Source organism: Pelobacter propionicus DSM 2379, from assembly GCF_000015045.1.
Taxonomy (GTDB): domain Bacteria; phylum Desulfobacterota; class Desulfuromonadia; order Geobacterales; family Pseudopelobacteraceae; genus Pseudopelobacter; species Pseudopelobacter propionicus.
This window is the reverse complement of sequence record NC_008609.1, coordinates 1,241,763-1,254,669: the sequence shown is the minus strand read 5'-3', so window position 1 is coordinate 1,254,669 and position 12,907 is coordinate 1,241,763. Positions and strand designations below refer to the sequence as shown.

Below are 12,907 nucleotides of genomic sequence, written 5' to 3'. Positions count from 1 at the left end.
AAGAACCACGAGGCGTGTGTTGTCAATCGTTTATCGTGTCATTCCGCTACCCCAGAATGGCCTTGATGTCGGCCTCGGCCGTGGTGATCGGGCCGATGTTGAAGTTTTCCACCAGGAAGCTGAGCACATTGGGGGTGATGAAGGCCGGCAGGGTTGGCCCTAGTTTGATGTTCTTGATCCCCAGGTGCAAAAGCGTCAGCAGGATGACCACCGCTTTCTGCTCGTACCAGGAGAGGATCATGGAGAGCGGCAGGTCGTTCACCCCGCAGCCAAAGGCGCCGGCCAAAGCCACGGCGATCTGGATGGCCGAGTAGGCATCGTTGCACTGGCCGATGTCCAGGAGCCGCGGGATGCCGCCGATGTCGCCGAAGTCAAGTTTGTTGAAGCGGTACTTGCCGCAGGCCAGGGTCAGAATGACCGTGTCTTTGGGGAGTTTCTCGGCAAACTCGGTGTAGTAGTTGCGTCCCGACTTGGCGCCGTCGCAGCCGCCGATGAGGAAGAAGTGCTTGATGGCGCCGCTCTTGACCGCGTCGATGACCTTGTCCGCCACGCCCAGCACGGCGTTGTGGCCGAAACCGGTCAGGATCTCCTTGCCCGGGTTCTCCGGCAGGTCCGGGCATTCCAAGGCCTTGTTGATGACAGCGCTGAAGTCCCAGCCGTCAATGTGCTGCACGTCAGGCCAAGCTACCAGGCCCCAGGTGAAGAGCCGGTCCTTGTAGGAGTCATCCGGGCGCTGGATGCAGTTGGTATTGAAGATGATGGCGCCGGGGAACTCCGTGAACTCCTTGGCCTGATCCTGCCAGGCTCCACCGAAGTTACCCACCAGGTGCTTGTACTTCTTCAGGCCGGGGTAGCCGTGGGCCGGCAGCATCTCGCCGTGGGTGTAGACGTTGATCCCTTTGAACTGGGTCTGCTTGAGCAGCTCCTCCAGCATCTTCAGGTCATGGCCGGAGACCAGGATCCCCTTGCCTGCCCTGGTGCCCAGCTGTACCGGCGTGGGAACCGGGTGGCCGTAGGTGCCGGTGTGGGCGTTGTCCAGGAGCCCCATGACGGTCAGGTTCTGCTTGCCGCACTCCATGGCAAGGCCGACGAAGTCCATCAGCCCCAGGCTGGGATCGGTGGTGGCTGCCAGCGCCCTCTGGAAGAAGGCCATCACCTCGTCGTCTCCCTTGCCCAGGATCATGGCGTGGTCCACATAGGCGGCCATGCCCTTCAGGCCGTACAGCAGGATTTCGATCACGGAACGGATATCTTCGTTGTCGTGCTGGCTGTTGATGCCGTAAGCCTCACCCTGGGCAATCCGGCCCTGCAAGTCGGCGGCCGGCTGCCAGGCGGCAACGTCACCCGGAATGGTGATACCGGCCCAGTCCTTAGCTTTTTCCTTGAGCAAATAGCAGCGAGTGATCATGGCGCTGATGCGAGGGGCATCGAAGTCCACGTTGGTGACCGTAGTGAAGAGTCCCTCGATGGTGAAGCGGTCGATCTCGGGGTGCCGGCCGATTTTCTCGGCGTAGAGGGCCAGGCTCTTCAGGCCGTACAGCAGGTGGTCCTGCAGGGCCGCCACCTCAGGTTTCTTGCCGCATACGCCCGATACGTTGCACCCGATCCCGTTTGCAGCCTGCTCGCATTGATTACAGAACATATTTTTCCTCCCGCTGTGTGGTGTATGAAACTGGTTTGGTGAATTTCTCGTCTTGTATGCGTGAAAGATATACCTCCCTCTCCTGGCACGGTTTGACTGTTGTCAAAAATACGCGATTACTCAATCAGAATCGATTCTGGATGCCGCTTGGATCGGGAAGCTCCAGTTCCTTGCGGAAATTCAACTTGGCCGCCCCCCTGTTGTTCAGGTACTTGGCCAGTTCAAGGTCAACCTTAGCCGGAACGATTACCCCGGCCTGGGCCAGCGCCTGACGGAGAAACGCTTCGGCCTTGGTGGCAAAGGCGATGGAGTCTCCCAGAACACGCATCGATTCGGTCGGATTGTGGAAGCCGATCGAGTTTTCGGCGCCGATGAAGATGCAGCGGTAGAAGGCCTGCTCGTAATACTCCTTGGCCATGGCATAGAGCGATGCGTCAATTTTCTTGCCTGCCGCCTGGGCGGTGTGAACCTTCTCGAAAAGCTTTGCCACGGTGGCGGTCGCATAGCCGGCGCGAAGCTGCAGGGACACGGTTCTGTCCTGAATGGCTATGATCTGCTCCTTGAGCCATTCCTGGCTTTCGGCGTGGCACTGGATACAGCCCTTGAGTCCGTTTTTCAGCGGGCTGGTTATGCGGTGATCGGAAGCCTTATGAACACCGACCTTGGTGAAGGGCATGTGGCAGTCGGCGCAGGAAGCTCCTCCCTTCCAGTGCACGCTGTTGTTGGAGTAGAGCTCGTATTCGGGGTGGCGGATAAAGCCCAACTTGAAGCCGGTTACGGTCTGCTTCCACTCCAGATAGGAAGGATCGCTCTTGATCGTGGCGATGATGTTCTCAATGGTGATGTTGCCCGGCTTGCTTCCCTGCCAGGGGAAGAACAGGCCGACCGACTTCATATCCTTGTCCTTGGGGATCACATAGGTGACATGGCACTGGGCGCAGACCAGGGTCCGTTTCGTCTGGTGGTCGAGCTTTGCCGTATCCACCCCCATGCCGCGCAGCGCGGCGCCGAGGGTGAAGTCACGGGACAGAGTCAGGGACATGTCCCTGTTGTTGTGGCAATCGATGCAGGCAACGCTGAGGGTGGCGAACTTCTGATTGGGAATCCTGGCCAGGACCTCCTTGTAGGGGGTCTTGTAGTAGTCGGCCCCCATGGTTTTCATGAGATAGTTGGCGTAGGGGGTTTTGCAGGTGAGGCAAACACCGCCGGCCTTGAGGCGAGAGGAGTCGATATCCAGCTGATCCTGAACCATGTGTGAATGCCCGCGCGGTTCGTTGTAGCCAATCCCGAAACCCCAGCCGTTAAAGAGCAGGGCCAGGTAGGGATACTCGGAGAGTTTGTCCACCATTGATTTGGGATCGTCATTCCCCTTCTTGTACTTGCTCAGCCCGGGAGTATCGGGCGGTTCGGCCGTCTTTTTCCACATCTCGTATTCCACCGGATACGCTTTTCCCCACTCGGCCGGATCGATGGTGCCGTCCGCAATCTGCACCGCCCTTACCTGTTCGGCCTTCTGGGGAGCGCAGCCGGCGGCGAGCAGCCACACACACGCAACGACAACGACACACACAACGGTCCTTATTCTCATTGGAATACCCCCTTTTAACTGAATTCAGCGTGTTACCCGTGCTCCGCTACGCAGATGGGTGATGCCTCGATGGCAGCTCCAGCAGTGCCGTTCGGTGTTGATGGGCGAAACCAGCTCTACATGACACCTGATACAGTTAGCCTGGAGCACCTTGGTTCCATGACGGGAAAGCCTGATCCGTTCCGGAATGTGGCCTGAGTAGAAAAAGATCACGTCCTTCATGCCATCGATGGACTTCCAAATGTAATGGCTCGCCAGATTTTCGTTGGGTAGGTGGCAGTCCACGCAGCGAAACCTGCGGTGCGCTCCCGAACGCAAAAAAGCGGTATATTGGCTTTCCATGACATGGCAACTGGCACAGAAGTCGGGAGATTCGGATTTCGCCAACAGTCCCGGAGGCCCCAGCAGCAGAAAAGCCGCGGCCAGCAGTGTTGCCACTCCCGCCAGGCCCAGCATCATCGCCCGCTTCTTGTTCAGCCGGTTCAGCATCATGCCACCTCCCCCGTAACCGGATCACTGCACCCCATCACACGCGTCACCATCAGGCCCGGCGGCAACGATGTTCAAACTGTATCACAAACGAACCGCGTTTCAGCAGACGGAACAGCAGAGGTTTTCCTCCCCACCCTGCCGTTACCCCTGGTTAAATCGAACAGGAGCGTTCACCGAAGTTGTGCGGCGGACATGAAGGTAAACGGGCCACACAGACTTTCCTTGACCAAAATCAATTTTTTGCAGAACAATTCAATGCCATCCCCATTTGCTTTCCCCCATGGCGACGGGTAGAGCGGCAAACGAGACACAGGACAGCGTCGCTGCTTTCTCGGGCATCCGCCGTTCGACACGGCCCCCATAGCCGTAGAGTCCCTGTTTTCGCCAAAAAAGCGGGGGCTTGCATCGTTCGATGCAAGCCCCCGCCCGGCCGTCACCAGGCCAACGAAATGAATTAATCCTCTACAAAGGCAGCTGAAACTCGGACACAGGGGATAAACACGGGTACAAGCAGACGAACCGGACAAAACGTCATTCACCGCCTGGGTGGCTGCATTTTGTATGCATCATACCGATCTATCCGTAGGTATCCGGGGTTACCGGCCGCTTGTATGCCGATATGCCGGCAACAACCACACGGACCGAAGAGCGCCCACCCAGGCGCGCCTGATCAGACGCGCCCCAGTATGATACCGGCTGCCAAGGAGCAGAGCACGATCAGGCAGAACAGGGAAAAAAGCCAGTCCCGTTGCCGTACAAAGACCAGTCCGGCAACCAGCACGCGCATGACCGGCGTCCCCAGGAGCACGACCAGGCCGGCCGTAATCAGTCGGGGTGCCCAATTCGCACCCGCCAGCAGCATGGCGCCGATTCCGGTTGCCAGCAAGGCGGCGGCGATGACGGTACCGATACGCAGCAAGCGGGCCAGAACTATTTCAATCGGTTCCCCGGTGGTCTTCTCGTTCCGTCCAGCAGCCATCATTTCCAGATCCCCCTGTACACCATCATGATGGCAGTGTAGGCAATCAACGGGATAAACAGCTTGCGAATGGTTTTCGTATTCATCCGTACCATCAGCCTGGCTCCCACCAGCGCCCCCAGCAGGACTCCCAGCACGACGGGACCGGCAATCAGCGGGTTCACGTCACCGCGGGCAAAGTAGACCACCGCGCCGGAGGCCGCCGTTACCCCGATCATGAAGTTTGAGGTAGCGGTCGAAGCTTTGAACGGCATGCGCATCACCTGCTCCATCGCCGGCACCTTGAAGATGCCGGCTCCGATTCCCAGCGTACCAGCCGCGGCACCAGAAAAATACATCAGGATCAGGCCCGGAATGCTCCGAGTAACCTGATAGGTGACCTGAGTGTCCAGGGAATGGTCGTGGTAGGAACCGCCAAGCCCCAGTCGCCGTGACACCCTGTCGGGGGTCACCTCTCCCGGCAGTTCCTGCTTTCGGGCCTTGAACATATTGAACCCGGAATAGGCGAGCAGAAGACCGAACATGATGAACAACAGACGCTGATTGAGGTAGCCGGCCACCAGGGCGCCGCTCAATGCTCCGGCAGCAGTCCCCATCTCCAGCCACATGGCGACCCTCACGTTGGACAGCCGGTCGTGCAGATAGGCCACTGCCGCACCGGTCGAGGTGGCAATGATGGACACGGTCGAGGCGGCCACTGCGGAGCGCATCGGCACATCGAACAACAGGGTAAGGGCCGGCACAATGATGATTCCCCCCCCCAGACCCAGGATGGAACCGACAACGCCGGCTGCGATGGCGATCAGAAAAATTTCCAGCGTAGTAGTAATCATGCCTGTGAACGACCTCTCTTAAGTTCTACTTCGTATTCATAGCGATCAGAGCGATAGAGCGTTCTGAACCAAACCAGCGGACGACTCGCGGCACCGTAGATAACCCTCTTGACACAGAGCACCGCATCACCCGGTCGAATCCCCAGCAGTTGCGCCTCCTCCGGGCCAGCGCTTGAGGCTCCGATCCGCTGCCTGCCACGAAGGGGGAAGATTCCGTTACGCGTCAGCAGCAGCGCCATGCCGTGCTGCTTCAAAATGTCTTCGGTCAGCTCTATTTCCAGGTCGCGGGGCAACCACACGGTGGAAAGCATGAGCGGCTGCCGATCCACAGTAACCAGGCGGTAGAGATACCACCCCGGGGCGGCAGGACTCCGTTCCAGGGCCTCCGCCACCTCGGCAGCCAGCGTCCTGGTCTCCAGCGCCAGCACCCGAACCTGAGGATTAAGTCCGCGCAACTGCAACTCTTCCAGGTGCCCGGTCAGATTGGCAAGGGATTCGGTTATGGGGCGATCCTGCGCGCCGGCGACAAACGTTCCTTTACCATGCTTCCGGTAGAGCAGACCAGCGGCCACGAGATTTGCAAGGGCCTGGCGAATCGTGATCCTGCTGACCCCGTACTGATCCACAAGCATCCGTTCGGGAGGAATCGCCTCTCCGGCCTTCCACGTGCCGTTGCCGATATTCTCCTTGAGATGGCTTTCGACCTGGTGATACAAGGGCATACGGTTTTCCGGGTCCAGCATATTCCCCCCTGGGATCTCAAGGTTAAGATGTCATGACAACATAACATCTACACTCCCCAAAGACAAGCCTGAACCACCTGCGGTCACGTCCGGCAAATTGCGTGGTAGACATCAAGCGAAACCAGCCGGAAGCTGGCGCACAAGCCGGAGCAGTTCTATATCCGCGAGTACATCCGCTTCAAGTATGCTTCCAAAGCCGTCCCCGAACAGGGCGTGAAATCTCGGGGTTATCATCATCGAACAACGCTGACGGCGGCAGCTTGCCTGCCTCGATCAGGCCGAAAACAGCCTCCTCTGTCTTTTCATCCTCTGCTGCTTCCAGAACGTACGCCACCTGCTTCAGGGTAAGCGGTTTTTCCCACGCCTCCATCTCGCCACTCTCCTTCGTGACACCTGTTTGAAAAACCGGGGAAGGCGGCCAGGAGTTGCCGCCGTGTCAGGTCGCGATTCCCTATCCCCGGATATGCGAAAGGCCGCCCGCGCTCATGGCCCGGCGACCTTTACCAGTCATTCATCTTGTCGCGCCCGGTAGCGATGGATCACCGGAAGTGCATCCGCCGACATTTCGATGTGCGTCTCGATGGAGTCGAACAGCCCGCCACAGATGGCCGCCAGCCCCCGTTCCTGGAACTCATCCAGGTCGTAATGACGACCGCCGAGGCATGCGCGGGCCTGGAGTGAATCCTGAAGAAACAACAGCGCCGCGCTGACCTCGTTGAGGCAGGCAACTTGCCCGCTTACCGCTTCGAGAACATCGGCCAGCGTCACTGCATGCCGTTGGCCGAGTACGTCAACATGGTGGAAAACATCCCCCTGCCGCTCAACCTGTGGTCCGTTCATCGGCACACCTGCTGCGATTCGTTCGGATTCTTGGGATTCGGGACGTAGAAGTCCACCTTCTGGCGGCACGTCGTTACATCGCCCCCAAACGCCACAAAAACATGCTTGGCCAGATACGTCTCCACCAGCCGGGCCAACTCCTGCATGATGTGCTTCTGACCGGCGAGAACGCCGGACTTGTAGGCGCGGTCGATACGATCCCGCTCGGCCGCCACTCCGATGCGATGGAAAAGCGGACGATCCAGCAGGGGAATGGTTTCTTGCCTCGGTTTGCGTGACGTGCAGTTACATCGAAGAAATTTTCTTCACACCTACGCCTTCAGTCATCAGGCGTTCGATCTCACTGGCGATCGCCTGCAGCGGCGCTCTCAGGTCGTCAACGCCGATACGACTGTAATGTTTGCCGGTAACTGACTGGTCTATATGATTCGTCAAAAGGTTAATGTCCTCCCGGCGCAGCTTCAACCTTTCGCCCACCGTAGTGAATGACCGACGCAGACTGTGCGGCGTTATGTCGAGACCGGTTTTTGTCTTGATCTTGTCAGCACGCAGAGTGATATGACCGTCCTTCCCCCTGCCAGTCTCGGACGGAAACACCCACATATCGCTATCCTGCATGGAGTTCTTGCGGCGCTCCAAAATTGCCACGGCCTGACGGGACAGCGGCAGTACCCCCCGGTGTTTGGTCACTGAATCCATGTAGGAGAGGTCGAACAGCCTCTTTTCAAGGTCTACATCTACCCATCGTAGGCTATGGTCGCAACCCCTGATAGAGGGCGAACAGGTAGCAGTCGCGGTGAATCACCGAAAACGACAGGAGCATGTCATAAAAAACCTTGAATTGCACCGGCTCGATACAGGTTGTCCGCGCCTGAATATCAGGCCAGAGTTTGGCATCCGAGATAACCTTGACCGGGTTCCGGTTGATGTGTTGAGGGTAAAGCACCATCCCGTAGTTGATGATCGCCTGGAGCATCTTGAAGGCGTTGGAAGCAGCCCCCTTGCCGAAACCATCCAGCACCTGCTGATAGCGCGTGACAACCACATCGGGCTTCAGCATGTCCACCAGGACCGGCAACGGAACGTCAAGCCCGGTCTTGAACTTACCGTACTCGCCAATTGATGTGGACTCGATAACCGGCCTCGGTAGTGTGTTTCAGCCCCTTGTGTTTGACGTAGAGGTGATACAGGTCTCGCAGGGTTGGTGGTGCTTCTTCTTCAGCGGGCTTGCCAGCGCAAAGCCGCTGCATGATCTCCGGCGCCGTCCGTCGCGTTTGCTCTGGGGGGATCTCGCCATACCGCCCGATCTTGGCGCTGGCCTTCTTGTATTTTCTGGTGAGGGGGTCCATCATATCCACCACAACAAAGAACGTTTTCGACTCCTGCCCAACCCTCAAGACCAACCCTTTCAGTTCGTTATCGAAGTAGTCAGTCTGACCGAATTCCGAGAACGGCAGCCGGTCGATGTTCCGCTTGGTAAGTGACAGTTTCGGCATGACGTCCCTCCCTGCATTTTCGTACCTTTTTAGACATCACCCCAAAAAAGGTACGATATAGGTACGACATAAATTAAAAAAACCCGCTAAACTCTTCGCAAAGCTTAGCGGGTGAAAGGCACATTATCAAGTCGTATTATATTGATATTTATAGGTATTTATTACATGCTAGCAAACCTTCACAACCATTCAAAATCATCAGGTAAGATTCCAGACAAACATTTCCCAGATATCCTTCCAGCTCTTGCCGATCTCGCCGACCACCGTCGGCTCGAAGCCGCAGTGCATCATGCACTGGGCGCAGCGCGGGTCCTTGCCCACGCCGTACCTGTCCCAGTCGGTCTTTTCCATCATCTCCTTGAAGCTGGGATAGTGGGTATCGGTGATCAGGTAGCAGGGCGCCTTCCACCCCTGGGTGTTGCGGGTCGGGTTGCCCCAGGGGGTGCACTCCAGTTTCTTCTCCCCCTTCAGGAAACGGAGGTACATGGGGGTGGAGAAGAAGCGGTGCTTTTTGCTCATCTCGTACACGTCGGCGAATTTGCGCTCGATATCGCGGCGCTCCAGGAACAGCTTTTCCCCCACCGCCTCGTAGCCGAAGCCGGGCGCCACCAGCAGGCCGTCCACCCCCATCTCCTCCAGATGGGTGAAGAGCATTTCGATCTCCATCAGATCGGTTTCCTTGAAGATGGTGGTGTTGGTGCAGACCCGGAAGCCCTTCTGCTTGGCCTTCCTGATCCCCTCCATGGCGATCTTGAAGGCGCCCTTGCGCTCCAGGATCCGGTCGTGGGTTTCTTCCAGGCCGTCCATGTGGATGTTGAAGGTGAAATTGGGGTGAGGCTTCATGCTGTCCAGGGCCTTTTCCAGCAGGAGGCCATTGGTGCAGAGGTAGATATGCTTACCGCGATCCAGGGTTCCCTGGATCAACTCGTTGATCTGGGGATAAAGCAGCGGCTCGCCGCCGGTGATGGTGACGACCGGCGCCGGGCACTCGTCCACCGACTTCAGGCAGTCATCCAGACTCATCATCTCCTGCATGGTGTCAGCGTATTCGCGGATGCGACCACAACCGGAGCAGGCCAGGTTGCACAGGTGGGTCGGTTCCAGCATCAGCACCAGCGGAAACTTCTCCACCTTGCGGAGTTTGTTAGCAATGATGTATCTAGTCAGGTCGTAGTTGAGGCGAAGCGGGAAACGCATGTAAAAAAATCCTTTCAGTGGCAAGCCGTAAACCGGCCTGTTACTTTTCCAGAAGCAACTATTTCAGGTCGGCGTTGATGCCGTCCCTGTTTCAAAGGCAGGGGAGTCGATGTTCCCCTGGCTGATAGCATACGTGCCCGCGGCCTACTGTTTGAGAAACGCCAGGGCAGCCGCGGCGATCCCCTCGGCATCGATGCCCAGATCCTGGCGCAGCCGCGCCTGGGAGCCATGCTCCACGAAACGGTCGGGTATGCCGAGGCGCCTGACGATCACATCCTGCATGTTGTTGTCGTTGAGCAGTTCCAGGACCGCGCTGCCGAATCCTCCCTGCAGCAGGTTCTCCTCCACGGTCATGATCCGGCCGCACGAACCGGCAACGGAGAGGATCAACTCGGCATCCAGCGGCTTGATGAAACGGGCATTGACCACCCCAACCCGCACCCCCAGCCCTTGCAGGGAATGGGCGGCCTGGAGCGCCGGATAGACCGTGGAGCCGATGGCAATCAGGCAGATGTCGCTCCCCTCCATCAAAAGCTCTCCCCTGCCGATATCCAGGGTCTTCAGATCCCTGTCCAGCTCCACCCCCATACCCGCGCCGCGCGGATAGCGCAGGGAGATGGGAACGCCGCTCGTGACGGCGGTCTTGAGCATGTGGCGAAGCTCGTTCTCGTCCTTGGGCGCCATCAGGGCCAGTCCGGGGATGTGGCGCAGAAAGGAGTAGTCCATCACTCCATGGTGGGTCGGGCCGTCGTCCCCCACCAGGCCGGCGCGGTCCATGGCGATGGTCACCGGCAGCTTCTGCAGACAGATGTCGTGAAAGACCTGGTCATAGGCGCGCTGTACGAAGGTGGAATAGATGGCGGTTACCGGACGGAAACCGTCGGCTGCCAGGCCGGCGGCGAAGGTCATGGCGTGCTGTTCGGCGATCCCCACGTCGAAGAAGCGTTTGGGAAAGCGCTCGGAGAAGGTCTTCAACCCGGTGCCGTCGCGCATGGCGGCGGTAATGGCCACGACCCGGGGATCCTGCTCTGCCAGATCCACCATGGCCTCGCCAAACAGCTCCGTGTAGCTCCTGGCCGAGGTAGAGGACGTCGCCTTGCCGGTGACGATGTCGAAGGGCCCCACGCCGTGGAACTTGTCCGGGTTTTCCTCGGCCGGCTTGTACCCCTTGCCCTTGGTGGTCATGACATGCACCAGCAGCGGACCGTCCAGCTGGTTGATGTTGTTGAACACCTCGATCAGCTGGGGCAGGTCGTGACCATCCAGCGGCCCCAGATAGTCGAAACCCAACGCTTCGAACAGCGACCCCGGCGTCAGGAAGCTCTTCAGCGAATTCTCGGCCCGCCGGGCAAAGTGCAGGATGTCGGAGCCGATGGCCGGAATGTTGCGCAAAAGCCCCTGCATCTCCTTCTTCAGGTCGCGGAAGTATCTGCCGGTCATCTTGCGGGAGATGAACGAAGAAAAGGCCCCCACGTTTTTGGAGATGGACATCTCGTTGTCGTTCAAGATAACGATCAGGTCCTTCTTGAGATGGCCGGCCTGGTTCAGCGCCTCGAAGGCCATGCCACCGGTCAGGGATCCGTCACCGATGACGGCGATGGCGTGGTTTTTCGCGCCAGCCAGATCGGCCGCCGCCGCCATCCCCAAGGCCGCGGAGATGGAGGTGGATGAGTGCCCCACCCCGAAAGCGTCATGCTCGGACTCGGAGCGCTTGGGAAAACCGGAGAGCCCCTTGTACTGGCGCTGGGTGTGGAAGCGGTCCCTCCTGCCGGTGAGGATCTTGTGGGTATAGGCCTGGTGCCCCACGTCCCAGATGATCTTGTCGTTGGGCGAGTCGAAGCAGTACAGCAGCGCGATGGAGAGTTCCACCGTGCCCAGGTTGGACCCCAGATGGCCGCCGGTGACAGAGACCTTCTCCAGCAGGAAGCGGCGCACCTCGGCCGCCAGATCCAGCAGATGCTCCGGCTTCAGCTTCTTCAAATCATCGGGTGAATCTATATGGTTCAAATACTGATACATTTTACTGTTTCTCCATCACAGGCCAGTCGGGCGCGTTTCAATCGGCAGTGGTTGCGAGCAATCGCCGGCTGACGTCACGCATACCGGTTGGCCCTGAACCACTCCACGGCGCGCCGCAGGGCATCCTCCACCGACGACTGGGGCAGCCCCAGCTCCCTGACCGCACGGGATGAGTCGAAGAACATGAACTTCGCCGCCATCTGCACCCCGGCCAGAGGGATCAGCGGTTCCCTGCCCGTAATCCGGGAGAGTCCCTCATTGACATAAGCGGCCAGCAGGATCGGCGTATAGGGAAGCCGCAACCGGGGGGCGGGCAGTCCGGTTATCCTGTTCAGCAGCTTGAAGATGTCGGCCAGGGTCAGGTTGCTGTTGCCCAGGATGTACTTTCTGCCCACCTGGCCCCGCTTCTCCGCCAAGAGGTGGCCACGGGCGCAATCCTCCACCGCGATGATGTTGAGTCCCGTATCCAGATAGGCCGGCATCCTGCGGTTCAGGAAGTCGACGATGATCTTGCCGGTGGGGGTCGGCTTGATGTCCAGAGGGCCGATGGGGGTTGAGGGATTGACGATGACCAACGGCAACCCCCTGGCCACGAACGTATCCGCCTCGCGCTCGGCCAGGAACTTGCTCTTCTTGTAATGTCCGACCATGTCGTTCAGGGTGACCGGCGCATCCTCGCTTCCCGGAGTGCCGTCCCCCGGATTGCCCAGGGTCCCCACGCTGCTGGTGTAGACCACGCGGGAGAGGCCGTTTTTCAGGGCAGCGTCCAGAATGGCGGCCGTGCCATCCACGTTGATGCGGTACATCTCGGCGGGGTTGCGCGTCCAGAGGCGGTAATCGGCGGCCGCGTGGTAAAGCACGTCGCACCCCTTCAAACCGCTCACCAGGCTGTCCCGGTCGCGCAGGTCCCCCTTCCAGAACTCCACGTCCAGTCCGGCCAGGTTGGAGGTATCCGAACTGGGGCGCACCAGGGCGCGCACCTGGCGCCCCTCCTTCAATAGTTCCCTGACAATACTTGCGCCTATGAACCCGGTGGCGCCGGTGATGAAAGTCTTCATATGCTCCTGTGTATCCGACG

General features: G+C 59.0%; 15 protein-coding genes. All 15 read right to left on the bottom strand.

The window, feature by feature from the left end; all coding sequences use genetic code 11:
- Positions 1–46: 46 nt before the first annotated feature.
- Complete coding sequence (gene hcp / locus PPRO_RS05915; protein ID WP_011735124.1) at positions 47–1,642, bottom strand: hydroxylamine reductase; 1,596 nt, start codon at positions 1,640–1,642, stop codon at positions 47–49.
- Between the two features lie 124 nt (positions 1,643–1,766).
- A complete protein-coding gene (locus PPRO_RS05910) occupies positions 1,767–3,230 on the bottom strand; it encodes an ammonia-forming cytochrome c nitrite reductase subunit c552 (RefSeq protein ID WP_011735123.1) in 1,464 nt (487 codons plus the stop codon).
- 24 nt (positions 3,231–3,254) lie between these two features.
- Positions 3,255–3,719, bottom strand: coding sequence for a cytochrome c nitrite reductase small subunit (gene nrfH, locus PPRO_RS05905; protein WP_011735122.1), 465 nt, complete (start codon positions 3,717–3,719; stop codon positions 3,255–3,257).
- 673 nt (positions 3,720–4,392) lie between these two features.
- Positions 4,393–4,704 carry a DUF1634 domain-containing protein gene (locus tag PPRO_RS05900; RefSeq protein WP_011735121.1) on the bottom strand — a complete coding sequence of 104 codons (312 nt, stop codon included), beginning with the start codon at positions 4,702–4,704 and terminating at the stop codon, positions 4,393–4,395.
- Positions 4,701–5,534 carry a sulfite exporter TauE/SafE family protein gene (locus PPRO_RS05895; RefSeq protein WP_011735120.1) on the bottom strand — a complete coding sequence of 278 codons (834 nt, stop codon included), beginning with the start codon at positions 5,532–5,534 and terminating at the stop codon, positions 4,701–4,703. Before PPRO_RS05895 ends, PPRO_RS05900 begins: the two co-directional genes overlap by 4 nt.
- Positions 5,531–6,277: a GntR family transcriptional regulator gene (locus PPRO_RS05890; protein WP_011735119.1), complete on the bottom strand. Its 747-nt coding sequence runs from the start codon at positions 6,275–6,277 to the stop codon at positions 5,531–5,533. Before PPRO_RS05890 ends, PPRO_RS05895 begins: the two co-directional genes overlap by 4 nt.
- Positions 6,278–6,455: 178 nt before the next feature.
- A complete protein-coding gene (locus tag PPRO_RS05885) occupies positions 6,456–6,647 on the bottom strand; it encodes a hypothetical protein (RefSeq protein ID WP_041532168.1) in 192 nt (63 codons plus the stop codon).
- 137 nt (positions 6,648–6,784) lie between these two features.
- A complete protein-coding gene (locus PPRO_RS05880) occupies positions 6,785–7,117 on the bottom strand; it encodes a hypothetical protein (protein WP_011735118.1) in 333 nt (110 codons plus the stop codon).
- Positions 7,114–7,332 carry a hypothetical protein gene (locus PPRO_RS05875; protein ID WP_011735117.1) on the bottom strand — a complete coding sequence of 73 codons (219 nt, stop codon included), beginning with the start codon at positions 7,330–7,332 and terminating at the stop codon, positions 7,114–7,116. The genes PPRO_RS05880 and PPRO_RS05875 overlap by 4 nt, the downstream gene beginning before the upstream one ends.
- A 70-nt stretch (positions 7,333–7,402) precedes the next feature.
- On the bottom strand, positions 7,403–7,888 hold the full coding sequence (locus tag PPRO_RS05870) for a tyrosine-type recombinase/integrase (protein ID WP_083761196.1): 486 nt from the start codon (positions 7,886–7,888) through the stop codon (positions 7,403–7,405).
- Positions 7,869–8,177, bottom strand: coding sequence for a hypothetical protein (locus PPRO_RS05865; protein ID WP_157039949.1), 309 nt, complete (start codon positions 8,175–8,177; stop codon positions 7,869–7,871). Before PPRO_RS05865 ends, PPRO_RS05870 begins: the two co-directional genes overlap by 20 nt.
- A gap of 43 nt (positions 8,178–8,220) precedes the next feature.
- On the bottom strand, positions 8,221–8,613 hold the full coding sequence (locus PPRO_RS05860) for an integrase arm-type DNA-binding domain-containing protein (RefSeq protein WP_041532165.1): 393 nt from the start codon (positions 8,611–8,613) through the stop codon (positions 8,221–8,223).
- 198 nt (positions 8,614–8,811) lie between these two features.
- Positions 8,812–9,810: an adenosyl-hopene transferase HpnH gene (gene hpnH, locus PPRO_RS05855; protein WP_011735116.1), complete on the bottom strand. Its 999-nt coding sequence runs from the start codon at positions 9,808–9,810 to the stop codon at positions 8,812–8,814.
- Positions 9,811–9,954: 144 nt separating this feature from the next.
- Positions 9,955–11,829, bottom strand: a complete 1,875-nt coding sequence (gene dxs / locus PPRO_RS05850) for a 1-deoxy-D-xylulose-5-phosphate synthase (protein WP_011735115.1) — start codon at positions 11,827–11,829, stop codon at positions 9,955–9,957.
- A gap of 74 nt (positions 11,830–11,903) precedes the next feature.
- A complete protein-coding gene (gene hpnA, locus PPRO_RS05845) occupies positions 11,904–12,887 on the bottom strand; it encodes a hopanoid-associated sugar epimerase (RefSeq protein ID WP_041532164.1) in 984 nt (327 codons plus the stop codon).
- Between the last annotated feature and the right edge of the window lie 20 nt (positions 12,888–12,907).

What these genes read in the sequence shown, in the direction of transcription:
- hcp (WP_011735124.1), bottom strand. Translation starts at nt 1,642, where the DNA reads ATGTTCTGTAATCAATGCGAGCAGGCTGCAAACGGGATCGGGTGCAAC.
- PPRO_RS05910 (WP_011735123.1), bottom strand. Translation starts at nt 3,230, where the DNA reads ATGAGAATAAGGACCGTTGTGTGTGTCGTTGTCGTTGCGTGTGTGTGG.
- nrfH (WP_011735122.1), bottom strand. Translation starts at nt 3,719, where the DNA reads ATGCTGAACCGGCTGAACAAGAAGCGGGCGATGATGCTGGGCCTGGCG.
- PPRO_RS05900 (WP_011735121.1), bottom strand. Translation starts at nt 4,704, where the DNA reads ATGATGGCTGCTGGACGGAACGAGAAGACCACCGGGGAACCGATTGAA.
- PPRO_RS05895 (WP_011735120.1), bottom strand. Translation starts at nt 5,534, where the DNA reads ATGATTACTACTACGCTGGAAATTTTTCTGATCGCCATCGCAGCCGGC.
- PPRO_RS05890 (WP_011735119.1), bottom strand. Translation starts at nt 6,277, where the DNA reads ATGCTGGACCCGGAAAACCGTATGCCCTTGTATCACCAGGTCGAAAGC.
- PPRO_RS05885 (WP_041532168.1), bottom strand. Translation starts at nt 6,647, where the DNA reads ATGGAGGCGTGGGAAAAACCGCTTACCCTGAAGCAGGTGGCGTACGTT.
- PPRO_RS05880 (WP_011735118.1), bottom strand. Translation starts at nt 7,117, where the DNA reads ATGAACGGACCACAGGTTGAGCGGCAGGGGGATGTTTTCCACCATGTT.
- PPRO_RS05865 (WP_157039949.1), bottom strand. Translation starts at nt 8,177, where the DNA reads ATGCTGAAGCCCGATGTGGTTGTCACGCGCTATCAGCAGGTGCTGGAT.
- PPRO_RS05860 (WP_041532165.1), bottom strand. Translation starts at nt 8,613, where the DNA reads ATGCCGAAACTGTCACTTACCAAGCGGAACATCGACCGGCTGCCGTTC.
- hpnH (WP_011735116.1), bottom strand. Translation starts at nt 9,810, where the DNA reads ATGCGTTTCCCGCTTCGCCTCAACTACGACCTGACTAGATACATCATT.
- dxs (WP_011735115.1), bottom strand. Translation starts at nt 11,829, where the DNA reads ATGTATCAGTATTTGAACCATATAGATTCACCCGATGATTTGAAGAAG.
- hpnA (WP_041532164.1), bottom strand. Translation starts at nt 12,887, where the DNA reads ATGAAGACTTTCATCACCGGCGCCACCGGGTTCATAGGCGCAAGTATT.